Genomic DNA, 22,473 nt, shown 5'->3' with positions numbered 1-22,473 from the left:
GGCGGCTAGCGGCGCAGGGACGCTCCGGGCAGCGGCGTGTCTCCCCGTTCGCGGCTGCGAGGCGTCAACGGCTGATCGCGCGGCTCCCCGCACCCCTGCGTGGGCAGCGTGACGCTCACCCGCAAGCCCTCGCCCGGCGCGGTGTCGACCGCCACCTCACCGCCGTGGGCCTCCACCACCCCCTGCACGATCGCCAGGCCCAGACCGCTGCCCGCGCCGCCGCCGGCCCGGAAGAAGCGGTCGAAGACCCGCGCCGCGTCCTCGTCGCTCAGCCCCGGACCCCGGTCCGCGACACACAGGCGTACGTTCCCGTCCTCGCGGGTCAGCTCCAGCCGTACGGGGACGTCCGCGGGCGTGTGCGTGCGCACGTTGCCCAGGAGGTTGCCGAGCACCTTCCTCAGGCCCGACTCGTCGGCCCGCACCAGCAGGGTGCCGTCGGCGTCCACCGTGATCGGCCGCTCCGGCTGCTGCACCCGCAGGTCCTCCGCCGCGTCCCGCACCAGGCGGCTCAGGTCGACGTTGCGGAAGCGCAGTTCGGGCTGCTGGTCCAGGCGGGCCAGGGTGAGCAGCTCGTCCACCAGCCGCCCCATGCGGTCCGTCTCCGCCAGCACCCGCTCCCAGGCACGCTTGCGCTCGTCCGGATCGCTGAGCATGCCCTTGTCGTACAGCTGGAGATAGCCCCGGATCGCGGACAGCGGGGTGCGCAGCTCGTGCGAGGCGTCGGCGACGAAGCGGCGCAGCTGGGCCGCGCTGTGCTCGCGCGTGCGGTACGCCGACTCGACCTGGTGGAGCATGGAGTTCAGGGCGAGCCGCAGCTGCTCGACCTCCTGCGTGGGATGGGTGCTGGAGGGCACGCGCAGGGTCAGATCGCCCTCGGCGATCGCCGACGACGTCTCGACCATGTCCTCCAGCGGCAGCATCCGGCGCCGCACACTGAACAGCGTGACGCAGGCCAGCAGTACGAGCAGCAGACCGCCGACGGCGAAGTCGAGCTTGAGGGCCTTGCTCATCCCGTTGTGCAGGGCCTCGGTGGAGCTGGCCATCAGCACATAGGTGCCGTCGGACAGCTGGACGGCGGTGACGCGGTACGCGGTGCCGTGCACCTTCACGTCGTGCGGATCGGCGTCCCGGGACAGGGCCGCGGCGTCGCCGACCGCGTGGGCCAGGCCGATCTGCGCCTCGGTGGGGTCGACCCCCAGGATGCCGATCGCGGTGCCCCGGGAGTTGAGCGCCGCGTAGATCGAGTCCGGGTCCGAGCGCTGCTTGTCCGGGACCAGCCGGTCGTGGACGAAGGACAGGGCGCTCAGCGAGTCGATCTGCCGGATCGTGAGCTGCGAACCGCCCAGCGAGTCACGCATCTTGGTCAGCTGCGAGTCGACCTGGTCGAGCAGGTAGTACCGCATGCCCATCAGGCTGATCGCGGTGGTCGCCACGATGCCGAGGGCGAGCAGCGCCACATTGGTCAGCGTCAGCTTGGCGCGCAGCGAGTGGACGCCGCGTTCGCAGTTCAGCCAGCGGATCCTCATGCCAGCCCGTACCCCACGCCGCGCCGGGTGGTGATCACCGGCGGGCCGAGCGCCTCCAGCTTGCGGCGCAGATAGCTGATGTAGGTCTCCACGATGGTCGACTCGGGCGGCGTGTGCTCGTACTGCCAGACGTGGCGCAGCAGTTGCTCCTTGGGCACGATCCGGCCGCCGTTGCGCACCAGGAAGCGCAGCAGGGCGTACTCGGTGGGGGTGAGCTCGACGCTGCGGCCCGCGCGGTGGACGCTGTACGTCGTCTCGTCCAGCTCCAGGTCGCCGTAGGTCAGCGGGGGCCGCTGCGGCAGGACGTCCGCGGGGCGGGTGCGGCGCAGCACCGCCGTGATCCGCGCGATGACCTCGTCGATGTTGAACGGCTTGGTGATGTAGTCGTCGCCGAAGCCGAGGGCGCCGACGATCTCGGCGGGCGAGTCGCGTGCGGTGAGGAAGACCAGCGCGAGGTCGGGCTGCCGCTCGCGCAGTTCGCGGCCCAGCGCCCGTCCGTCGCCGTCCGGGAGCATGACGTCGAGCAGCGCCGCGTCGGGCCGGGTGCGCTCGATGAGCGCGAGTGCCTCGCGGACGCTGCCCGCGATCATCACCTCGAACCGGTGGAAGCGCAGGGCGATGGCGAGGACGTCCGCGATGCTCGGCTCGTCCTCCACCACCAGCACGGTGCCTGGAGCGGTCGTCATGTCCCCAGTATCGGGCGGAGCACCGGCGGCCGGGACGGATCGGTCTTTGGAGTTCCTTGAGAGTCATGCCTCTCTCGTGTCCACACGCGTGCCACGCCGCCAATCCTGGTGCCCAGGACCTGGGGGACCAACCGACGACCGACAAAGGAGCGTTGATCGTGGCGGCATTGGCACGGTGGTGCTATCGGCACCGGCTGGTGGTCCTGTTGCTATGGGTGGGGGCGTTGTTCGGCGTGGGCTTCTCGGCCTCGAACGCGGGCACGGACTACGCGAACGTCTTCTCCCTCCCCGACACGGACTCCAAGAGCGCGTACGACCTGATGCAGAAGGCCTTCCCGAGCACCTCGGGCGACACCGACACGGTGGTGTGGAAGGTCGACGACGGCTCGGTGAAGGACCAGGCGGTCCGCTCCCGCATCCAGCCCGCCCTGGACAGAATCGCGAAGATGCCCGGCGTCGGCGAGGTGACCAGCCCGTACGCGGGCGCCCGCGGGGCCGCGCAGATCAGCGGCGACGGCAAGATCGCGTACGCCCAGCTGACCTTCGCCAGGCGAGCGAACGAGGTGCCCAAGGACCTCGTGCAGAACGTCGTCGACACCGCGCAGAACGCCGAACGCGGCGGCCTGCAGGTCGAGTTGGGCGGCCAGGCGATCCAGCGCGTCCAGGAGCCGCCACAGGGCCTGTCGGAACTGGTCGGCATCGTCGCCGCGGCCGTCGTGCTCTTCCTGGCCTTCGGCTCGCTGTTCGCGATGCTGCTGCCCATCGCGATCGCCGTCTTCGGCGTGGGCATGGGTCTGTCCTCCACCCAGCTGCTCAGCCACGCCACCGACATCCCCGACATCGCCCCGCTGCTGGCCTCCCTGATCGGCCTCGGCGTCGGCATCGACTACGCCCTGTTCATCGTCACCCGGCACCGGCGCGGCATCCAGCGCGGGCTCGATCCCGAGGAGTCGGCGGTCACGGCCCTCAACACCTCGGGCCGGGCGGTGCTGTTCGCGGGCGGCACCGTCTGCATCGCCCTCGCCGGCATGCTCGTGACCCGGCTGCGCTTCCTGGACGGCGTGGTCATCGCCACCTCGCTGACCGTGGTGCTCAGCGTCCTCGCGGCCACCACCCTGCTGCCGGCCCTGCTCGGCCTCCTCGGCCCGCGCGTGCTCAGCCGCCGCCAGCGGCGCAGGCTCGCCGCGAGCGGTCCCGAGGCGGAGACGGCGAGCGGGCTCGCCGCGCGCTGGTCGGCGAACGTCCAGAAGCGCCCCCGCAGGATCGCCGCGCTCGCCCTGGTCGTCATGGCCGTCCTCGCCATTCCCGTCCTCTCGCTCCGCCTCGGCGCCACCGACCAGGGCAACGACGACGCGTCGACGACCACCAGGAAGGCGTACGACCTGCTCGCCGACGGCTTCGGACCCGGCTTCAACGGCCCGCTGCAGGTGGTCAGCGAGGGAGGTGACACGGCCACGCTGGTCAAGGGCATCGAGTCGGCCTCCGGGGTCGCACGGGTGGCCGCGCTGCCGCCCGCGAAGGGCGTGACGGTGATCCAGGTCGTACCGACGACGTCACCGCAGTCCGAGCAGACCGACGACCTGATCGACACCCTGCGCGACGAGGTGATCCCGCAGGCGGGCGCGCAGGCCCATGTGGGCGGTGTGACCGCGGTGTCCAAGGACTTCGCGTCGGTGACGGGCGACCGGCTGCCGCTGTTCATCGCGACGATCATCGGCCTCGGTTTCCTGCTCCTGCTGGTCGCCTTCCGCTCGCTCGTGGTGCCGCTGACGGCCGCCGTGATGAACCTGGTCGCCGCGGCCGCCTCCTTCGGCGTGCTGACCGCGATCTTCCAGTGGGGCTGGGGGCTCGACCTGCTCGGCCTCGGCAAGGAGGGGCCGATCAACGCCTTCCTGCCGGTGATCATGCTGTCGCTGCTCTTCGGCCTCTCGATGGACTACCAGGTGTTCCTGGTCAGCCGGATGCACGAGGAGTGGGTGCACACCAGGGACAACGCGCGCGCGGTGCGGGTGGGCCTGGCGGAGACCAGCCGGGTCATCAACAGCGCCGCCCTGATCATGGTCTGCGTGTTCCTGGCGTTCGTCCTCAGCGGCGACTCGGGGGCGGCGATGGCGGGCGTGGGCCTGGCGGCCGCGGTGGCCCTGGACGCCTTCATTCTCCGTACGGCCCTGGTGCCGGCCGCGATGCATCTGCTGGGTAAGTCCAACTGGTGGCTGCCGGCCTGGCTGGAGAAGCGGCTGCCGCACCTCGCGGTCGAGCCGAAGGAGGACGCCGCGCCCCGGTCACCGGAAGCGGACGGTCCCTCCTCGGTGGTGCACGGCTTCATCCGCACGGCCGACGGCGAGCCCGTCGACGGTGCCTCGGTGACGCTGCTCACCTCGGGCGGGCGCCAGCTGGACCGGGTGACCTCCCTGGCCGACGGCTCGTACATCGTGTCGGTGCCCGCGCCGGGCACGTACCTGCTGGCGGCCACGGCCACGTCGTACGGCTCACGGGCCGCCCATGTGGTGGTGGCGGAGGGGCCGCTGGTCTTCGACGTCGAGCTGGCGGGCGAGGTGGACGCGGTCAACTGACCGCGCCCCGAGTCGAATACGGCTAGGACTTGCTGCCGGGGGTGGGGAGCACCTTCGTCATCCCCGGCAGGAAGTCCGTGAACAGCTCGTGCACCTCCCGCACCAGCGGGCGCAGCACCCGGAAGCGGGCCAGATACACGCCGCGGGCGGTCAGCCGGGCACCCCGCTCGGCCAGCCGGTAGCTGCGTTCGCGGTCCGGCGTGCGGTCGAAGATCCAGTACAGCACCAGGCCCATCTGGGAGAGCCACATCAACTCCGGCAGGACGTCCCGCAGATCCTCGGGGACCTTGGTCTTCGTCGCGCCCGCCAGGACCTCGCGGTGCAGGGAGATGGCCTCCTCGCGCGCGTGCTCGGACTCCGGGGAGAAGGGGCTGAGCGGGCTGTCCGGGTCGGCGGCGTTCTTGAAGAACTGCACCGCGAACTCGTGGTACGGCGTGGCGATGTCGAGCCACACCCGCAGCACCCCGGCGAGCCGCGCCTCCAGTTCGCTCTCGCGGTCCAGCACCTCCCGGACCGCCACCCGGTGTTCGGCGGCGATCCGGTCGTAGAAGCCCTGGATCAGGTGCTCCTTGCCGGCGAAGTAGTAGTAGGCGTTACCCACGGAGACGCCGGCCTCCGTGGCGATGGCCCGCATCGTCGTCTTGTCGTAGCCGCGTTCCTGGAACAGCCGCATCGCGGTCTCCAGGATCAGCGCGCGAGTCTGCTCGGACTTGGTCGGGTTGCCGCCCTCTTCGGGGCCGTCGTTCTTCGCAGGCACGGAATCAGAGCCTAAGGGGTCACGCAGGTTCCGCCGTCGCAGCGGGGTGCGCTGTACGTCCACCCCTGGCGCGGGTCGTACGACCATCCGTCCGCGGGACGGTAGACCGCGCCACCCCACTGCGTGCCCCGCCACTTGGCGGCGGCCAGGACCGCGCCCTTGGCCAGCTTCATCCCCGTCGGTGTGCTGAGCCGGTGAGCGAGCGGCCGGTGCTCGCGCAGCGCCCACAGGGTGACGATCCAGGCGGCGGCGGAGCGGTAGACCTGTCCGCCGTCGCCGACCACGGTGATGTCGTCGAGGGTGGCGCGGTGGTCCAGGCCGGGGAAGCGCCGACGGGCCTCCTCCGACGCGGCGGGCACCAGGTCCAGCGGCACCAGCTGCGGCTGCCGGGTGAGCCAGTCGCGCAGGAAGGCGCACAGCGAGCAGTCGGCGTCGTACAGGACCGTGAGCCGGCGGACCGGGACCCGGTCCGCCGCGGTGACGCCCGTGCCGCTCACGCCCGGACCCAGTCCTGCGGCGCTACCGGCGGCACCTGCTCCCGCTCCAGTGCCCCGCGCCGCCTGATCCGGTTGAGGACCCAGACGTTGCCCAGGTGCATCACGCCGAGCACCAGCAGCACCACGCCGAGCTTGGTCGAGAGGGTCTCGAAGATCTGGCGGGTGTCCTCGATGGTCTTGTCGCCGCTCAGGTACAGGGCTATGAAGCCGAGGTTGACGAGATAGAAGCCGACCACCAGAAGGTGGTTGACCGCCTCGGCGAGGTTCTCGTTCCCCTTGAGCACATCGGCGAGGAAGATCCGTCCGTTGCGGCTGAGCGTGCGGGCCACCCAGATGGTCAGCGCGATGCTGACCAGCAGGTAGATGACGTAGGCGACGACCGTGCGGTCCATGCCCCCACCCCTTCTTGAACGCGTTCAAAACGCTGACAGGGATGACTGTAGACCTATTTTTGAACGTGTTCAACCAAGGAGAAGGGTGGCTGTTTCAGGGGCGGCGGCCCAGTTCCGGGCGCTTGCTGTAGTCCGTGAACCCGACGACGTTCCCCCAGGGATCGGCGATCTCCACCGTCCAGCCCGTGGCCACGGAGAAGGGCTCGTCGAGCGGGGCGATGCCGGCCGAGGCGAGGGTGCGGGCCGTCGTGCGGGCGTCGGGGACCTCGATCCACAGCCGCGTCGAGGGCCAGGGCGGCGGCCGGTGCCCCAGCCCCTCCTCCGCCCGCAGCAGGACGCCGGGCGTCTCGTCCCCGACCTTCAGCAGGGCGATCCCGGCCTCGTCGAACCGGAACCCCACCGTGAACCCGGCGCTCTCGTAGAAGCCGACCGCCACGTCGAGATCCCCGACCGGCAGCAGGACGTTGTCGAATCCGAGCATTTCGTACGAGCGATCGCCTGGCATACCGTCACAATAGGTGCACGGGCCGCCGGAATCGGTGATTGCCGCAGACGCGAGAAGGCCCCGCCCCGGTGCGAAACCGGAGACGGGGCCCGTGCCGCCGTAGGGGCAGCGAAGCTCAGAAGCGGCGGGTGATCAGCGCCCGCTTGACCTCCTGGATCGCCTTGGTGACCTCGATGCCGCGCGGGCAGGCGTCCGTGCAGTTGAAGGTCGTGCGGCAACGCCACACGCCGTCACGGTCGTTGAGGATCTCCAGGCGCTGCTCGCCGGCCTCGTCGCGCGAGTCGAAGATGAAGCGGTGCGCGTTGACGATGGCCGCCGGGCCGAAGTACTGGCCGTCGTTCCAGAAGACCGGGCACGAGGACGTGCAGGCGGCGCAGAGGATGCACTTCGTCGTGTCGTCGAAGCGCTCGCGGTCCTCGGCGGTCTGGAAACGCTCGCGCGTGGGCTCGTTCGTCTCCTTCGTGATCAGGAAGGGCATCACGTCCCGGTACGCCTGGAAGAACGGCTCCATGTCGACGACCAGGTCCTTGAGGACCGTCAGGCCCTTGATGGGCTCGACCGTGATCGGCTTCTCGGGGTTGATGTCCTTGATCAGCGTCTTGCACGCGAGGCGGTTCTTGCCGTTGATCCGCATGGCGTCGGAGCCGCAGATGCCGTGCGCGCAGGACCGGCGGAAGGTCAGCGTGCCGTCGACGTCCCACTTGATCTTGTGCAGACCGTCGAGGACGCGCTCCTTGGGGTCGATCTCCAGCTGGAAGTCTTCCCAGGTCGCCTCGGCGGAGACCTCCGGGTTGAAGCGGCGGACCCGGAAGGTGACGGTGATGTAGGGGGAGTCGGCGAAGCCCGGCTCGGGCTGCCCGGCCGCGCCTTCCTTCTCCAGAACAGGGGTAGCCATCAGTACTTACGCTCCATCGGCTGGTAGCGGGTCTGGACGACCGGCTTGTAGTCGAGACGGATGGACTCGGTGCCGTCGTCGCCCACCTCGCGGTACGCCATGGTGTGGCGCATGAAGTTGACGTCGTCGCGGTTGGGGTAGTCCTCGCGGTAGTGACCGCCGCGGGACTCCTTGCGGGCCAGCGCGGACACGGCCATGACCTCGGCCAGGTCGAGCAGGTTGCCCAGCTCGACGGCCTCCAGCAGGTCGGTGTTGAACCGCTTGCCCTTGTCCTGGATCGCGACGTTGCGGTACCGCTCGCGCAGCTCGGCGATCTTCTCGACCGCGGTCTTGATCGTCTGCTCGGTGCGGAACACCATGACGTTCGCGTCCATGGCCTCCTGCAGCTCGCGGCGGATGTCCGCCACACGCTCGGTCCCCGTCGAGCTGCGCAGTCGCTCCACCTGGTCGAGCACGAGCTGCGCCGGGTTCTCCGGCAACTCGACGAAGTCCGCCTTCTGGCTGTACTCCGCCGCCGCGATACCGGCCCGGCGGCCGAACACGTTGATGTCCAGCAGCGAGTTGGTGCCCAGCCGGTTGGCGCCGTGCACCGACACGCAGGCGACCTCGCCGGCCGCGTACAGGCCCGGGACGACCGTCGTGTTGTCGCTGAGGACCTCACCCTCGACGTTCGTCGGGATGCCGCCCATCGCGTAGTGGGCCGTCGGCTGGATCGGGATCGGGTCCGTGTAGGGCTCGATGCCGAGGTAGGTGCGCGCGAACTCCGTGATGTCCGGGAGCTTGGCGTCCAGCTGCTCCGGCGGCAGGTGCGTGAGGTCGAGGTAGACGTGGTCGCCCTCGGGACCGCAGCCGCGGCCCTCGCGGATCTCCGTGTAGATGGAGCGCGAGACGACGTCGCGGGAGGCGAGGTCCTTCATGACCGGCGCGTACTTCTCCATGAAGCGCTCGCCGTCCTTGTTGCGCAGGATGCCGCCCTCACCGCGGGCGCCCTCCGTCAGCAGGATGCCCATGCGCCAGATGCCGGTCGGGTGGAACTGGAAGAACTCCATGTCCTCCAGCGGCAGCCCGCGCCGGTAGACGGCCGCCTGGCCGTCACCGGTCAGGGTGTGCGCGTTCGAGGTCACCTTGAAGAACTTGCCGCAGCCACCGGAGGCGTAGATCACGGCCTTCGCCTGGAAGACATGGATCTCACCGGTCGCCAGCTCGTACGCCACCACACCGGCCGACCGCTTGACGCCGTCGACCTCGGTGATCAGCTGGTCCAGGACGTAGAACTCGTTGAAGAACTCCACGCCCTCCTTGACGCAGTTCTGATAGAGCGTCTGGAGGATCATGTGGCCGGTGCGGTCGGCCGCGTAGCAGGAGCGGCGGACCGGGGCCTCGCCGTGGTTGCGGCTGTGACCGCCGAAGCGGCGCTGGTCGATCGTCCCGTCGGGCGTCCGGTTGAACGGCAGGCCCATCTTCTCCAGGTCGAGGACCGAGTCGATGGCCTCCTTCGCCAGGATCTCGGCGGCGTCCTGGTCGACCAGGTAGTCACCGCCCTTGATCGTGTCGAAGGTGTGCCACTCCCAGTTGTCCTCCTCCACGTTGGCGAGCGCGGCGGCCATGCCGCCCTGCGCGGCGCCCGTGTGGGAGCGGGTGGGGTACAGCTTGGTCAGCACGGCGGTGCGGCTGCGCTTCGTCGACTCGATGGCGGCGCGCATGCCGGCGCCGCCGGCGCCGACGATGACTGTGTCGTACTTGTGGATCTTCATGGGTGTTTCTCTCAGTCCCTCAGTCCCGTGCGCCTAGCGGATGTTCGGGTCGAAGGTGAAGATCACCAGCGTGCCCAGCAGGATGGTGAACACCGTGGCCGTGTAGAGCAGGCCCTTGAGCCACAGGCGGGTGTTCGCGCGCTCCGCGTAGTCGTTGATCACCGTGCGCAGGCCGTTCGCGCCGTGCAGCATCGCCAGCCACAGCATCAGCAGGTCCCAGACCTGCCAGAAGGGGGAGGCCCAGCGGCCGGCCACGAAGGCGAAGCCGATCTTGGACACGCCGCCGTCCAGCACGAGCTGGATCAGCAGGTGCCCGATGACCAGGACGACCAGCACGACGCCGGACAGGCGCATGAAGAGCCAGGCGGCCATCTCGAAGTTGCCCCGGGTCGACCTCGGGGTCTTCTTGGTGCGCTTGCGCGGGGCCTCGATCAACGGCGCCGGGTTGTCGACGTTGTAGACCGAGGCGCCCTCGACGGGGCCGATCCCGGACGCGGTGGTTTCAGTGGTGGCCATCGGTGTCAGCTCCCGAACAGTTCACGAGCGGCGTGCCCGAGGACGGGGTAGATCGCCCCGGCCATCAGCACGACCCACAGGCCGACGACGGACCAGAGCATCTGCTTCTGGTAGCGCGGGCCCTTCGACCAGAAGTCGACGGCGATGACGCGCAGGCCGTTCAGCGCGTGGAAGAGGATGGCGGCGACGAGGCCGTACTCCAGCACGGCGACGATCGGTGTCTTGTACGTGGACACGACCTTGTCGTAGTCCTCGGGGGAGACACGGACGAGAGCGGTGTCCAGCACATGAACGAACAGGAAGAAGAAGATGAGGACGCCGGTGACTCGATGAGCCACCCAGGACCACATTCCTTCCCGGCCGCGGTACAGCGTTCCAGCCGGCACGGAAGTCCCTCCGGGAGCGGGGATTGGAGCCGCGCCGGCTTGTGCTGTCGGTCGGGCCCGGCCGGGTACGGTCCACCGGCCCCCAGCATCGTACTCAGGCCACGGCGCCGGGCTTACCTGGGGCCTACCGGTGTGATCAAAGTGGCACGCGTATGGCTCAGGGGCGCGGGCCGCGGGGCGAGATGCCCCGGTGTGCGCCGTACGTCCCCGTGAGGTGGTGCACGAGGCGCTCCCGGGCCAGCCGTCGCAGCTCCTCCGCGGCCACCACCCGCTCCTCCTCCGGATCGTTCGTCAGCCGTGACCGGATGCCCTCGAGGATGCGGTCGAGGTACTCGCCGGCCGGTGCGTCCCCTACGCAGATGACGAAGGCGTGTCCGAAGCGGGCCTCGTAGGCCGCGTGCGCCGCGCCGAGCGCCGTGTGCGCGGCCGCGTACGTCTCCTCCGGGAGGGCCGGCAGGGTCTCGCCCGCCAGGGCCTCGGCGAGGTCGGCGGGGGAGAGGTCGTAGGTCGCTTCGTCGGAGGCGGCGAGAAGGGAGTCGAGGTCCGGGTACGGGCGGTGGGCCGCGATCCGATGGGACCAGCTGAGGCTGCGGAGGCAGGTGAGGAGGAGACGGCGGACCTCGTCCACGGGCGCGGTGTTGAACTTCTCCAGCGCGTTCGTGGACGGTGGTGTGCGCGTCTGCTCGGGCAGCGCCGGTATGGCGGCGACTCGGCCAGGAAGGTGTGTGGGCGTCACGTGGGTTTCGGCAGAGGATGCTGTGGGAGGTGTGACGTCACGTTATCGAGAGTGGGCATGACGTGTCCGACGGATGCCCGAATTTCACCCGCAGGGGAGAGTTTCGGAACGTGTGGTGGACACATCGTGGTGCCCGAGGGTCTTAGGTTGGCTGCGTGAGCCAGCACAGGCGCCGCCCTCCGGCGCGCAAGGTGAAGCACAGGCGGACGATCGTCGCGGGCGCGTTCGCCGGCACGATCGCGCTCGGGATCGGCCTGGGCTTCTGGGCCTCCGGTGACGACAGCAGCCCGGCGGGAGCGGCGCGGCAGCAGCCCTCCGCCGACGGGAGTGCCGACGCGACCGGCGCGTCCGGCGGGAGCCCGACTCCGAGCCCGACCCGTTCCTACGCCCTGTCCAAGGCGCCCGCGACCATCCCCGCCGTGCGCTCCCACACCGCGGCGCGCGGGCCCGGCTGGCGTCCGGCGCACGGCGCCCGCGTGGTGGTCAGCGACGCCGACCTGGCCGACGAGGGCCGGCTGATCGCCGGTGAGCTGGGGATGACGTACGCCGGGGAGAAGGACGACGTCAGGGCGGGGGACGTACGGCTGGCGCTGAACGACGACGAAGGGGCGGACCCGGAGTCGTACACGATGACCGTGCGCGGCGGGCGGGTGGTCATCAGCGGGCCCGCCGACGCGGGGGTCTTCTACGGCACGCGCACCCTCAAGCAGGAGGTGCACGGTGGCGGCACGGCGCCCGAGGGGGTCGTCAAGGACCAACCGGCCAAGCCGGTGCGCGGGTTCAACCTGGACATCGCCCGCAAGTACTTCACCGCCGGCTGGATCGAGGACCGGGTGCGGGAGCTCGGCGATCTGAAGTTCAACGAGCTGGGGCTGCACTTCTCCGACGACCAGTCCTTCCGCATCGAGTCCGACTCGCACCCCGAGATCGTCTCCAAACAGCACCTGACGAAGGCCCAGGTCAAGAGGATCGTCGACCTCGCCGAGAGCCGCCACATCACCGTGGTGCCGGAGATCGACTCGCCCGGACACCTCGGGGCCGTGATCGCCGCCCACCCCGATCTGCAGCTGCGCAACGCGCGGGGGGTCGCGGCGCGCGGAGCCGTCGACATCTCCAAGCCCGCGGCCGCCCACCTCGTCGACGACCTGCTGAACGAGTACGCCGGCCTCTTCCCCGGCGGGCAGTGGAACCTCGGCGCCGACGAGTACCAGGCACTGATGGTCTCCAGCCCGTCGGCGTCCTACCCGCAGCTGGCCGCCGCCGCCAGGAGCGCCTACGGCTCCGGGGGCACCATCTCCGACCTCGCGACGGGCTGGCTGAACGACCGCGCCAAGACCGTCCGCGCCCACGACCGCACGCTGCGGGCCTGGAACGACGGCTTCTACGCGGGGACGTCCGTGCAGCCGGCCAAGGACCTCCAGGTGGCGTACTGGACCGGCAAGGAGTTCGGGGCGCGGCAGCCGGTGGCGTATCTGAGCGCCGGGCGCAAGCTCGTCAACTACAACGACGAGTACCTCTACTACGTCCTCGGGCAGCCGAACAACTTCGTGTACCCGACCGGGGAGCGGATCTACGGGCAGTGGACCCCGCGCGTGGTGCGCGGTACGCAGGCGGTGCCGGCGAAGTACGACGCGCAGATCCTCGGCGGCTCCTTCGCGGTCTGGTGCGACCTCGCCGGCTCCCAGACGCAGGACCAGGTCGCGGCCGGGATCCGGATGCCGCTGCGGGCGACGGTCCAGAAGCTGTGGGACCCGCGCAAACCCGCGCTCACCTGGCCGCAGTTCCGGGCGCTGGCCGGCCGGCTGGGCTGAGCGCGCTGGCGCCCCCGGCCTGTTGCGGCATACGGCTGCGAACAGGCGTACGGCTGTGGTGTATTCGGCGCGGGGCCGAAGCCGACGAGCCGTGGGGGAACGGGACATGGGCTACTGGGGGTACTTCGTCGTGGGCCGCAGCGAGCGGCCGCTCGCCGGACTCGACGCGCTGTCCGGCGCCAAGGGCATGGAGCTGCGCAGCGAGGCGCCGGGCGGCTGGCAGGTGTGGGAGTACCCGAGCGGCGACGGCGAGGTCGGGAACATGAACGTCCTCGCCGAGGAGACCGGAGTGCCCGCTCTCTTCGGCTACGTCATGGACAGCGACTGCGTGGTCGTCGAGGCGGCGGCGCCCGCGAGCGGGGCGTGGACGGCCTGTCTGGGGCGGGCCGCGATGGCCGGGTACGTCGGCGCCGGGGCCGAGGGGCTCACACTGGAGGACTACTTCCTGGACCCCTCCGACGCCGCGGACCGGGCGGTCGCCTGGGCCGCCGAGGCGGGGCACGACGTGGCGCCGGGCCCGCTGGTCGACGTACTGACCGCCGAGGCGGACCCGTTGGCTGAAAACCTTTTCTTCCGGCTGCTCGACCGGCTGGGGGTGGTGCCGCTGTGACACTCCCGGGCGATCGCACGCAGTAAGGGGAAATGCGGGTTCCGTAAGGGAAGCGCCCTGCTGAGCCCGGCATGGAACCCGCAGAGGGAGGCGTGGATGAGCCTGGTGGACCTGATCGCTCAGGCCGACGAACGCGGCCTGGCGGCCAGCGGGTTGGCTTGTTTGGATCGCTGCGTGCCGCTGCTGGGCGGCGACGACGAGGTGCTGCGGCCGCTGTGGGCCAGCCTCTCCGACGCCGACGAGAGCGCGGACTGGGGCGAGGGGCTCCGGCAGGCGCGCGAGAAGCTCGGCGGGCCGGAGGGGTCCGGCGAGGGCGAGGCGTCCGGTGAGGGCGAGGGTTCCGGCGACGGTGAGGCGTCCGGTGAGGGCGAGGCCGCGCTGCTGGCCCGCCGGATGCTGAGCGCGGCGCCGGACGACCGGTGCGCGGACCGGGTGCGGGTGTGGGCGGACGCCTGCTCGGTCGCCGCGCTGCAGATCCACCGCCTGCTGGATTCCGTGGGTGACCCGGACGTGTCGCTGGACTCGCGCCGTGCAGGGCGTACGGAGGGGATGTCGCCGCTGGTGGCGGCGGAGCTGCGCCGTCAGGTCACCGTGCTGGAGGTGCTGGCCGGGCACGGTACGGGCGGGCTGCGCCGGGCGCTGGAGGTCTCGATCGAGGGGCGCCGGGTGCTGCAGGCCGTCGTGGCGCGGCGCGCCCGCCTGGGGTAGCGCGCCGCACGTGAGGGAGTCCTGTGAGTGTCCTGCGGCGGCGCTGGGGCGGTCCTGCGCCGGTCTCGGGAATCCCCCCGGATGCCTGTGACGTCCGGCACGCCGGCCTCGCTCCTGTGTATGTGACTACCTTCCACGAGACCAGGCCGAACGCGGCGACGAAGCCCGTGCGGTGGGCGGCGGACGCCGTCGCGGCGATGCGCGAGGGGGCGCGGCTGCGCCTCGACTACTCGGTGCAGAGCCTGTGGCGCGTCGACCGGATGATCGAGGGGATACGGCGTGAGGAGGCGCCGTACGCCGCGGTGGAGAGCGTGCTGCGCGGGTTCGGGGCGTATGCCGGTGAGGTGATCAGCCGTCAGACCGGCGCCGAGTGGCTGTCGGTGGGCGGGCAGTACTGGATCCGGACACCCGACGGGCGGATGTGGGACCCGGTCGACGAGGCCAGGCGCTGTTTCCACGGGGACGGCTCGCTCAGGCTGCTGTGCCGGGACGCGGCGTCGACCCCGTCCTGGGCGGCAAAAAACTCGTAATAAGAGACGCCTGCGTTCACAAACGGGGGTCGGCGGGCGCACGATGGCCTCATGGCTGACAACCGTCGTTGGTGGGCGCTGGTCGTGATCGCCCTCGCCCAGTTGATGGTCGTACTCGACATGACCATCGTGAACATCGCCCTGCCCTCCGCCCAGTCCGACCTGAACATGTCGGACGGAAACCGTCAGTGGGTGATCACCGCCTACACGCTGGCCTTCGGCGGACTGCTGCTGCTCGGCGGCCGCATCGCCGACCTGGTCGGCCGCCGCAACACCTTCGTCATCGGACTGCTGGGCTTCGCGTTCGCCTCGGCGCTCGGCGGGGCCGCCGCGAACTCCGGGATGCTGTTCGGGGCGCGCGCCCTGCAGGGCGTGTTCGCCGCGCTGCTCGCGCCGTCCGCGCTCTCGCTGCTCGCCACGACCTTCACCGACCAGAAGGACCGCAGCAAGGCGTTCGGCATCTTCGGCGCCATCATCGGCGCGGGCGCGGCCATCGGCCTGCTCGCGGGCGGTGTGCTGACCCAGTACCTGAACTGGCGCTGGTGCCTCTACGTCAACATCCCCATAGCCCTGGTCGCCTTCTTCGGCGCGCTGGCCCTGCTCGCGCCCGGCGAACGCCACCCAGACGCCCGCCTCGACGTGCCCGGCGCACTGCTCGGCTCGGCCGGGATGCTCTCCCTCGTGTACGGCTTCTCCGAGGCGGAGTCGCGCAGTTGGCACGACGGGCTGGTGCTGACGCTGCTGGCCGCCGGTGTCGTCCTGCTCGCGGTCTTCGGGCTGTGGCAGACCCGGGCGCGGGTGCCGCTGCTGCCGATGTCGGTGGTCAAGGACCGGCAGCGGATCGGCGCCTTCCTGACCGTGCTGCTGGTCACCATCGGCATGTTCGGCGTCTTCCTCTTCCTGACCTACTACCTCCAGACCGTCCTCGGCTGGTCGCCGCTGAAGACCGGCGTCGCCTATCTGCCGATGACGGTCGCGATGGTCGTCGGCTCCACGCAGATCGCCGCCCGGCTGCTGACCCGGGTGCCGCCGCGCGTGGTGATCGTGCCGGGGCTGCTCCTCGCGGCGGGCGGGCTGGTGGTCATCGCGGGGATCGGCGTGGAACCGGCGTACGCCTCCCGTGTCCTGCCCGGCATGCTGATGCTGGGGCTCGGCATGAGCTCGGCGATGATGACGTCGGTGTCGCTGGCCACCGGAGGCGTCGCACCGCGTGACGCGGGCGCTGCCTCGGCGACCTTCAATACCGCGCAGCAGGTGGGCGGTTCGATCGGTACGGCGCTGCTGAACACGATCGCCGCCAGCGTGACCGCGCGCTATCTGACCGCGCACGCGGGACCCGGCGTGGACCGCCGGCTGCTCGCGGCGAAGGCCACCGTGCACGGCTTCAACGTCGCCACCTGGTGGGCGATGGGGGCGCTGCTGGTGGCGGCCCTGGTCGCGGGAGTGGTCGTGAACGCGGACCGCGCGCCCACGATGCAGAGCGCCGCGCCGAAGACGCCCGAACCGGTGGATTCGACGCTGTGAGCCGCTGCCCGGCGTAGACCGGGAGACCGGGCCGCCCGTCGTGATCGCCGGGCGGCCCGCCGGTGCCGACCCCCCCACCTGTCCCGGGCGGCGGCGCCGACGCACGGCGCACAACTCTGACGCGCAACTCTGTGCACGACTCTGACCGAACATCACCTGTGACACTTCCGTCACGCCGTACGCAGATGACCGTGGGGGCGTGTTCACGGGCCGACGTGGCGCACGGTGCGGGTTCCGCTCGGCCGGGACCTGCCGGATCAGTCGCACGAACGACGAGGACGGTGTTGGGCCAGCAACGGGAACCCCGCCGCGCGCAGGCGCACGACGGGGAGTTGGGGGAGGCGGTCGCGCGGGCCCAGGAGGGCGACGAGGCCGCGTTCGCCGTCGCGTACCGGCTCGTGCAGCCCGGACTCCTCGGCTATCTGCGCGGGATCGTCGGCGACGACGCCGAGGACGTGGCGTCCGACGCCTGGCTGGAGATCGCCCGGGACCTCGGGCGGTTCAAGGGCGACGGGGCGGGCTTTCGCGGCTGGACCGCGACCATCGCCCGGCACCGGGCGCTCGACCATCTGCGCCGGCAGCGGGTACGGCCCCGGTCGGCCGGGCTGGAACAGGACGTACTGGACCTGGCGGGCCCGCACAGCACCCACGACCAGGCCCTTGAGGCGCTCTCCACCGAACGCGCCCTGGAGCTGGTGCGCAGCCTGCCCCCCGACCAGGCCGAGGCCGTGCTGCTGCGCGTGGTCGTCGGGCTCGACGGCCCCGCCGCGGCCCGCGTCCTCGGCAAGCGGCCCGGCGCGGTGCGCACGGCCGCGCACCGCGGGCTGAAGCGCCTTGCGGCCGTGCTGGGCGGCCCGGGTGTGACGAATGAGGACCCCCGGACGCTGGGGGAGTCGAAATGAACGTCAGCGAAGGCACGAGCGGCCACGAGCGGGACACGGACGGATACGGACATGGGTGACCGGCACAGCGACGGCACTGCCCGCGCCGGTCGCCGCGGGGAGGGGCGGTTCGGCCCGGTGACGGAGAGCCTGATCGCCGACGCGGTGCGCTCGCACGCGCTGGACACCGACGCTGAGCAGCGGGCGGTGGCCGCGTTCAGGGCCGCCCGGGACGCCGGGGCGCACGGCTCACGCACCCGCCGCAGGGACGACTGGCGCCCGCGCGAGCACCGCCGTGTCCGGCGCTCGCTGCGGATCACCTTCACGCTGTCCCTGGCCTGCCTCACCCTGGGCGGGGTCGCGTTCGCGGCGATCGACTCCGTCGGCGGCCCACCGGACGGCGGACACGCCGACGCCCACAGCACGCAGCCCCCGGCCACCACCACGCCCCGCACCCCCGGCCCCTCCGCCGCGCAGAACCGCCCGGCCACCGCGAAGGACACCGAGGCGCACTGCCGGGCGTACGAGAAGAAGCTCACCGGCCACGGCAAGCCCCTCGACTCAACGGCCTGGCACCGCCTGATCACAGCCGCCGGCGGCAAGAAGAACGTCCCGGCGTACTGCACCGAGCAGCTACGCGACAAACCGGCCACCGCGCCCTCGCCGAACAGGCCGGGCAACGGCAAGGGACCCACCAAGCCGGAGAAGACGGCGAAGCCGGAGCGGACGGACAACGGCAAGAAGGCCGACAAGGGCGCTGACAAGAGCGCCGACAAGGGCTCCGACAAGGGCTCTGACGGGAACGCCGGCCAGGGCAACGGCAAGAGCAACTGACGTCCGACCGATCGGTGTGACGTCGTCTGCGACTGCCTCGATGTGACCGCCCGTTCGTCCCACCCGTTCCTGGTGATCGACGAGTTGCAGGCGTCCGGTCGGCGGACGTGGACCCCGTCGCGCATGGGCGCCGACGGGCCGGGGGATCGTCTTTGGTGTGAGCGGACGCTTCCTTCCCTGGCTGGGAGTGCCGCTGCAGCACGGCCCCTGGATCGCCGCGCTCGCGGTGCTTGCCGTCACGCCGGGCGGCCTGTGGCTGCTGGCGCTGCTGCTGGAGCGACGCCTGATGGGTTTCCGTACCGGGTTCGTGGCGGTGCTGCTCGGTGATCCGCTGCTGGCCGTGGCGGTCGCGCTGGGAGTGTGGCGGATGGGTACGGCGGCGCCGGGTGGGCCGGCCGGGCCGTGGTGGGGGATCGCGTCGGGCGGGCTGTGGCTGTGCTTCGGCCTGGTGCAGTGGTGGGCGGAGCTGCGGGCGGGGTTCTTCACCCGTCAGCAAGCCCTCGCTCCGACCAAGATCTGGCATCAGCTGGTGGTCTATCCGCTGCTCGGATACTGGCTGTGGACCGCCGGCGTCGGTGGCCTGCGCGCGCCTGGAGCGCACGTGAGCGATGCCGCCGGGCGCGTGCTGATCGTGGTGTGTGTCGCAGGCTGGGCGCTGATCAACGGCTACGATCGGCGCCGTCCGAAGCTGGGGCATCCGCCGTACGACTGGCGGCGGCTTCGCCCCTTCCCGCAGCCCTGGCCGGCTTCGTCCCGCAGCCTGCGCGCCTATCGGACCGGGACCGGTGCCGGTTCCGGTGCCGACGAGCCGACCGGCCGACGCTGATAGCCGTCGTCGCGTTGCCCTGCTAGCCGGCGTGCTGCGCGGCTGTATGCGGTTCGGCGCTCAGCAGCGGGCGCAGCGCCCCCCGGTTCAGGGCCGCGACCAGGGGGGTGGCCCAGCGGCGCAGTGCCAGGCTGGTGAAGTAGGCGACGGGCAGGGCCAGGAGGGCGGAGCCGAGGACGTCGTGGGGGTAGTGGGCGCCGACGTAGACGCGGGTGAAGCCCTCCACCAGCGCGAACACGGCCGCGATGGCACTCAGGCGGCGGTCCAGCAGGAACAGGGCGGCCACGGTCGCGGCGGCGACGGTGGTGTGGCCGCTGGGGAAGGCGTAGTCGGAGGGCGCGGGGCAGGCGTCGACGACGTAGGCGTGCGGCATCGACCGGCAGGGCCGTACCTCACCGACGATCTTCTTGACCACTTCGGCGGCGGCGAAGGCGACCATGACGGCGACCGGTGCGGCCAGCGCGACGGTCATCGCCCGGGTGCCGCGGCGGCGCGCGTTCCACCAGCCCATGAGCATGAGCACCGCGAAGACGCCCAGGCCGACATTGGTCCACAGTTCCAAGGGGGTGTTGAGCCACTTGGTGTCGCGGGCGAAGTCGGTGACGGAGGTGAACAACGAGCCGTCGATGCCGGATCCGTCGAGGGCCAGTCGCGCGGTGGCGGCCGCGGGCATGGGCACGTCCTTCCGTGTCGGTGAGACGCGGCGCGGATCGGTCCGGCGCCGTCGGCCCATCCCCGCTCCGGCGATGACATGTTGGTGACATCGCGGTGAATCAGCGGTGGCCGCCCCCTCAATCTACTACATGGTGTAGAACCATGTACTGGGGTCGCCCTGCCGGCCGGAGCGCCGCCCGCGGGGCGTCGAGATGCACCCGTCACGAGGTGGACGGCTGCCGATCCAGGTGGACGGCTGCCGATCCCGGTGGACGCTCCCCAAGTTCTACATCATGTAGTAGCTTGTGCTTCCGGCGCCCCCGGACCGAGTGGCCACGCTCGGCCGTGCAGGGGCGCGGCCCCGTCCTTCCTGCGCACGGCCCCATCGGACCCGGGCATCTGCGGCCGTGCGTCCATCCCCGTCAGGAGGCTGATCCAGCGTGGCCCAACGCGACGACCTGATGCCGAAGGCGGCCCCTTCGGCATCCGCCGCAGACCTGCCGGGCTCAGACCCCGGGCGGATCGCGATCATCTCCGCGAGCGTCGGCGCGGGCCACGACGGGGCCGCGGCCGGGCTGGCCGACCGGCTGGCCGCGCACGGCTTCCAGGTGGACCGGTACGACTTCCTCGACCTGCTGCCCGCGCGCACCGGCAAGCTGATCTGCGACGTCTACCACCGCATGCTGACCTGGATGCCGGCGAGCTATCAGCGCCTGTACGCGGCGACCGAGCGCGCCTCGCGCCCCGGCGCGGTGTGGCGGGCGCTGTTCCGCGGCGCCGAGCAGCCCACCCTGCGGGCACTCGGCCCGGACACGTGCGCGGTCGTCTCGACCTATCCGGGGGCCAGTCAGGTCCTGGGCGCGCTGCGGCGGCGCGGCCTGCTGGGGGTGCCGGCCTTCACCTACCTGACCGATTTCTCGGTGCACTCCCTGTGGGTGGCCCGCGGAATCGACGCGCACCTGGCCGTGCACGCGATCCCGGCGGCCCGGGCCCACGCCCAGGGCGCGGTTGCCGTCACCGTCGTCGGCCCCGTCACCGGCCCGCGGTTCGCCCCCGCCACCGACGCACAACGCCGGGCCGCACGTGCCCGGTTCGGCCTGCCCGAACAGGCGCCGCTGGCCCTGCTGGTCGCGGGTTCGTGGGGGGTCGGGCCGGTGGGGCGGGCCGCCGCCGAGATCCGGGAGACGGGGGTGGCGGTGCCGGTGGTGGTGTGCGGGCGCAACCAGGCCCTCGCCGACGAGCTGCGACGAGACGGCATCGAGCACGCCTTCGGCTGGGTGGACGACATGCCCGGCCTGATGCACTCCTGCGATGTGCTGGTCCAGAACGCCGGTGGACTGACCTCGCTGGAGGCGTTCGCCGCCGGGTTGCCGGTGGTCAGCTACCGCTGCATCCCCGGCCACGGCCAGACCAACGCCGCGGCCCTGGACGAGGCGGGCCTCGCGGCCTGGATCCGCGATCCCGCGGACCTCGGCCCGGTGCTCACCGAACTCCTCTTCGGCCCCCGAGGCCAGGCCCAGCGCGCGGCAGGACTCGAACTGCACCGCTCCGCTCCCGGCCCGGTACCCGCCATATCCGCCAGGACCGGGCGCCAATCGCCCACCGCCGCCCAGCCCGCGACGAGGCGCCGCCCCGCGAGGCGGCGGTGGGGTCTGGCTGCTGCCGGTACGGCGGCCACGCTCGCCCTGGGCGTCGCCGCACCCGTCGCCTACGCCGAAGCCCCCGAGCACTTCCCCGCCGTCACCCACTACCTGGAGAGGGCCTGGTGATGACCCCGTCGCGTCTCGCCCGCGCCGCCGCACTCGCCTCGGTGACCGCACTGCCCGCGCTCGCCGTCCTCCAGGCGGCGCCCGTGGTCTCGACCTTCGGCCCGCTGCGCAACAGGGCCATGCCGCGTCTGTCCGGGCAGGGCGACCCGGGGCACATCGCCCTCACTTTCGACGACGGCCCCGACCCCCTGTCCACCCCGCACTTCCTCCGCCTCCTCGACGCGCGTGGGATACGTGCCACCTTCTTCCTGCTCGGCTCGATGCTGGAGCGCTCGCCGGGACTGGCGAAGGAGATGTCCACCGCCGGGCACGAGATCGCCGTCCACGGCCGGCACCACCGCCCCCTGCTGCTGCGCGGCCCCCGAGCCACCTACGACGACCTCGCCCGCGCCCGCGACGCCGTCACAGACGTCACCGGCCGGCCACCGGCACTGTTCCGGCCCCCCTACGGGGTGATGAGCACCGCCGCCCATCTGGCCTGCCGCCGCCTGGAGTTGACCCCGGTGCTGTGGACCTGCTGGGGCGAGGACTGGCGCAGGCGGGCCACCCCTCGATCCGTCGAAAACACCGTTCTGCGGGACCTGTACGGGGGTGGCACCATCCTGCTGCACGACTCCGACTGCACCTCCGCCACCGGCTCCTGGCGCACCACCCTGCGTGCCCTGCCCCGCATCCTCGACGCGTGCCAGGCGCACGGCTGGCAGGTCGGCCCGCTGCGCGAGCACGGTGTTCCCGGCTTGCCGGGTGCCGTCCCCTCCGCGGCCAGTCCGTCTGCCCCGGCAAAGGGCCGAGGAGTTCAGGAAGGCCCGCAGGCCACCGCCCAGCGGGGCGACGCCGCAGGCGCGTGAGCACCGAGCCGGCGAGGACGGCGCAGGCGTGGGTGAGGGTGGCGAGTGCGGCTGCGGCGGCGGCGAGCAGCGGGCCTCCCGCGTCGCCGGGTCGGTGGCCGAGGGGCGCCCATGGTCCGGTCGAGGCGTTCGGCGGGGTGGCGGCGGCCAGGGCGGCACGAACGGCGCGAACGGGGACCCCGGTCAGGCCCGGCGCCACCGCCCAGCCCGGCCCGGCGGCGGTGGCCAGTTGTTCTGCCGCGATGTTGGCCCGGT

At 71.6% G+C, this 22,473-nt stretch carries 23 protein-coding genes; 11 read left to right on the top strand and 12 right to left on the bottom strand.

What is annotated here, in order from left to right:
* Positions 1–5: 5 nt before the first annotated feature.
* Positions 6–1,526 carry a sensor histidine kinase gene (locus JYK17_RS10795; RefSeq protein WP_234547932.1) on the bottom strand — a complete coding sequence of 507 codons (1,521 nt, stop codon included), beginning with the start codon at positions 1,524–1,526 and terminating at the stop codon, positions 6–8.
* Complete coding sequence (locus tag JYK17_RS10790; RefSeq protein WP_108013191.1) at positions 1,523–2,212, bottom strand: response regulator transcription factor; 690 nt, start codon at positions 2,210–2,212, stop codon at positions 1,523–1,525. Before JYK17_RS10790 ends, JYK17_RS10795 begins: the two co-directional genes overlap by 4 nt.
* A 167-nt stretch (positions 2,213–2,379) precedes the next feature.
* Here JYK17_RS10790 and JYK17_RS10785 point away from each other — a divergent pair, with 167 nt between their 5' ends.
* The gene (locus JYK17_RS10785; RefSeq protein WP_108013190.1) at positions 2,380–4,785 is read left to right on the top strand and encodes an MMPL family transporter; all 2,406 of its coding nucleotides are present in this window, start codon (positions 2,380–2,382) and stop codon (positions 4,783–4,785) included.
* A gap of 22 nt (positions 4,786–4,807) precedes the next feature.
* On the opposite strand, the gene JYK17_RS10780 is transcribed toward JYK17_RS10785, so the two are convergent.
* The 9 genes from JYK17_RS10780 to JYK17_RS10740 form a co-directional block, all read right to left on the bottom strand.
* Positions 4,808–5,542, bottom strand: a complete 735-nt coding sequence (locus tag JYK17_RS10780; protein WP_108013189.1) for a TetR/AcrR family transcriptional regulator — start codon at positions 5,540–5,542, stop codon at positions 4,808–4,810.
* A gap of 11 nt (positions 5,543–5,553) precedes the next feature.
* A complete protein-coding gene (locus JYK17_RS10775) occupies positions 5,554–6,039 on the bottom strand; it encodes a thiol-disulfide oxidoreductase DCC family protein (RefSeq protein WP_308011678.1) in 486 nt (161 codons plus the stop codon).
* On the bottom strand, positions 6,036–6,431 hold the full coding sequence (locus tag JYK17_RS10770; protein WP_108013188.1) for a hypothetical protein: 396 nt from the start codon (positions 6,429–6,431) through the stop codon (positions 6,036–6,038). The genes JYK17_RS10775 and JYK17_RS10770 overlap by 4 nt, the downstream gene beginning before the upstream one ends.
* 94 nt (positions 6,432–6,525) lie before the next feature.
* Positions 6,526–6,936, bottom strand: a complete 411-nt coding sequence (locus tag JYK17_RS10765; protein WP_108013187.1) for a VOC family protein — start codon at positions 6,934–6,936, stop codon at positions 6,526–6,528.
* Positions 6,937–7,051: 115 nt separating this feature from the next.
* Positions 7,052–7,831, bottom strand: coding sequence for a succinate dehydrogenase iron-sulfur subunit (locus JYK17_RS10760; protein ID WP_108013186.1), 780 nt, complete (start codon positions 7,829–7,831; stop codon positions 7,052–7,054).
* A complete protein-coding gene (gene sdhA, locus JYK17_RS10755; RefSeq protein WP_108013185.1) occupies positions 7,831–9,585 on the bottom strand; it encodes a succinate dehydrogenase flavoprotein subunit in 1,755 nt (584 codons plus the stop codon). The genes JYK17_RS10760 and sdhA overlap by 1 nt, the downstream gene beginning before the upstream one ends.
* A gap of 33 nt (positions 9,586–9,618) precedes the next feature.
* The gene (locus JYK17_RS10750) at positions 9,619–10,101 is read right to left on the bottom strand and encodes a succinate dehydrogenase hydrophobic membrane anchor subunit (protein ID WP_108013184.1); all 483 of its coding nucleotides are present in this window, start codon (positions 10,099–10,101) and stop codon (positions 9,619–9,621) included.
* 5 nt (positions 10,102–10,106) lie between these two features.
* The gene (gene sdhC / locus JYK17_RS10745) at positions 10,107–10,487 is read right to left on the bottom strand and encodes a succinate dehydrogenase, cytochrome b556 subunit (RefSeq protein WP_108013183.1); all 381 of its coding nucleotides are present in this window, start codon (positions 10,485–10,487) and stop codon (positions 10,107–10,109) included.
* A 157-nt stretch (positions 10,488–10,644) separates the two neighbouring features.
* Entirely contained in the window at positions 10,645–11,223 is a 579-nt protein-coding gene (locus JYK17_RS10740; protein ID WP_222810243.1) for a 2-oxo-4-hydroxy-4-carboxy-5-ureidoimidazoline decarboxylase, read from the bottom strand.
* A gap of 155 nt (positions 11,224–11,378) precedes the next feature.
* On the opposite strand from JYK17_RS10740, the gene JYK17_RS10735 reads away from it, so the two are divergent.
* From JYK17_RS10735 to JYK17_RS10700, 8 genes are all read left to right on the top strand, one after another.
* Positions 11,379–13,034 carry a beta-N-acetylhexosaminidase gene (locus JYK17_RS10735; RefSeq protein ID WP_234547930.1) on the top strand — a complete coding sequence of 552 codons (1,656 nt, stop codon included), beginning with the start codon at positions 11,379–11,381 and terminating at the stop codon, positions 13,032–13,034.
* A 106-nt stretch (positions 13,035–13,140) separates the two neighbouring features.
* Complete coding sequence (locus JYK17_RS10730; RefSeq protein WP_222810242.1) at positions 13,141–13,644, top strand: hypothetical protein; 504 nt, start codon at positions 13,141–13,143, stop codon at positions 13,642–13,644.
* Between the two features lie 96 nt (positions 13,645–13,740).
* Positions 13,741–14,352: a hypothetical protein gene (locus JYK17_RS10725; RefSeq protein WP_222810241.1), complete on the top strand. Its 612-nt coding sequence runs from the start codon at positions 13,741–13,743 to the stop codon at positions 14,350–14,352.
* A 122-nt stretch (positions 14,353–14,474) separates the two neighbouring features.
* On the top strand, positions 14,475–14,882 hold the full coding sequence (locus JYK17_RS10720; protein ID WP_164932228.1) for a hypothetical protein: 408 nt from the start codon (positions 14,475–14,477) through the stop codon (positions 14,880–14,882).
* Between the two features lie 51 nt (positions 14,883–14,933).
* Entirely contained in the window at positions 14,934–16,406 is a 1,473-nt protein-coding gene (locus JYK17_RS10715) for an MFS transporter (RefSeq protein ID WP_222810240.1), read from the top strand.
* Positions 16,407–16,690: 284 nt separating this feature from the next.
* A complete protein-coding gene (locus JYK17_RS10710; protein ID WP_108013177.1) occupies positions 16,691–17,308 on the top strand; it encodes an RNA polymerase sigma factor in 618 nt (205 codons plus the stop codon).
* 51 nt (positions 17,309–17,359) lie between these two features.
* The gene (locus JYK17_RS10705; protein WP_222810239.1) at positions 17,360–18,121 is read left to right on the top strand and encodes a hypothetical protein; all 762 of its coding nucleotides are present in this window, start codon (positions 17,360–17,362) and stop codon (positions 18,119–18,121) included.
* Positions 18,122–18,278: 157 nt separating this feature from the next.
* Positions 18,279–18,947, top strand: a complete 669-nt coding sequence (locus tag JYK17_RS10700) for a hypothetical protein (protein ID WP_181362505.1) — start codon at positions 18,279–18,281, stop codon at positions 18,945–18,947.
* A 22-nt stretch (positions 18,948–18,969) separates the two neighbouring features.
* Here JYK17_RS10700 and JYK17_RS10695 read toward each other — a convergent pair whose 3' ends face one another.
* Positions 18,970–19,620 carry a phosphatase PAP2 family protein gene (locus JYK17_RS10695; protein ID WP_108013173.1) on the bottom strand — a complete coding sequence of 217 codons (651 nt, stop codon included), beginning with the start codon at positions 19,618–19,620 and terminating at the stop codon, positions 18,970–18,972.
* Between the two features lie 421 nt (positions 19,621–20,041).
* Here JYK17_RS10695 and JYK17_RS10690 point away from each other — a divergent pair, with 421 nt between their 5' ends.
* Together JYK17_RS10690 and JYK17_RS10685 are read left to right on the top strand one after the other, a co-directional pair.
* Entirely contained in the window at positions 20,042–21,370 is a 1,329-nt protein-coding gene (locus tag JYK17_RS10690; protein ID WP_308011676.1) for a glycosyltransferase, read from the top strand.
* The gene (locus tag JYK17_RS10685) at positions 21,370–22,218 is read left to right on the top strand and encodes a polysaccharide deacetylase family protein (protein WP_108013172.1); all 849 of its coding nucleotides are present in this window, start codon (positions 21,370–21,372) and stop codon (positions 22,216–22,218) included. The genes JYK17_RS10690 and JYK17_RS10685 overlap by 1 nt, the downstream gene beginning before the upstream one ends.
* The last annotated feature ends 255 nt before the right edge of the window (positions 22,219–22,473 follow it).

It is taken from the genome of Streptomyces plumbidurans, from assembly GCF_019857225.1.
GTDB classification, from domain to species: domain Bacteria; phylum Actinomycetota; class Actinomycetes; order Streptomycetales; family Streptomycetaceae; genus Streptomyces; species Streptomyces plumbidurans.
Note: the sequence above shows the minus strand (reverse complement) of the source record. Positions and strands in the feature narration are given on the sequence as shown.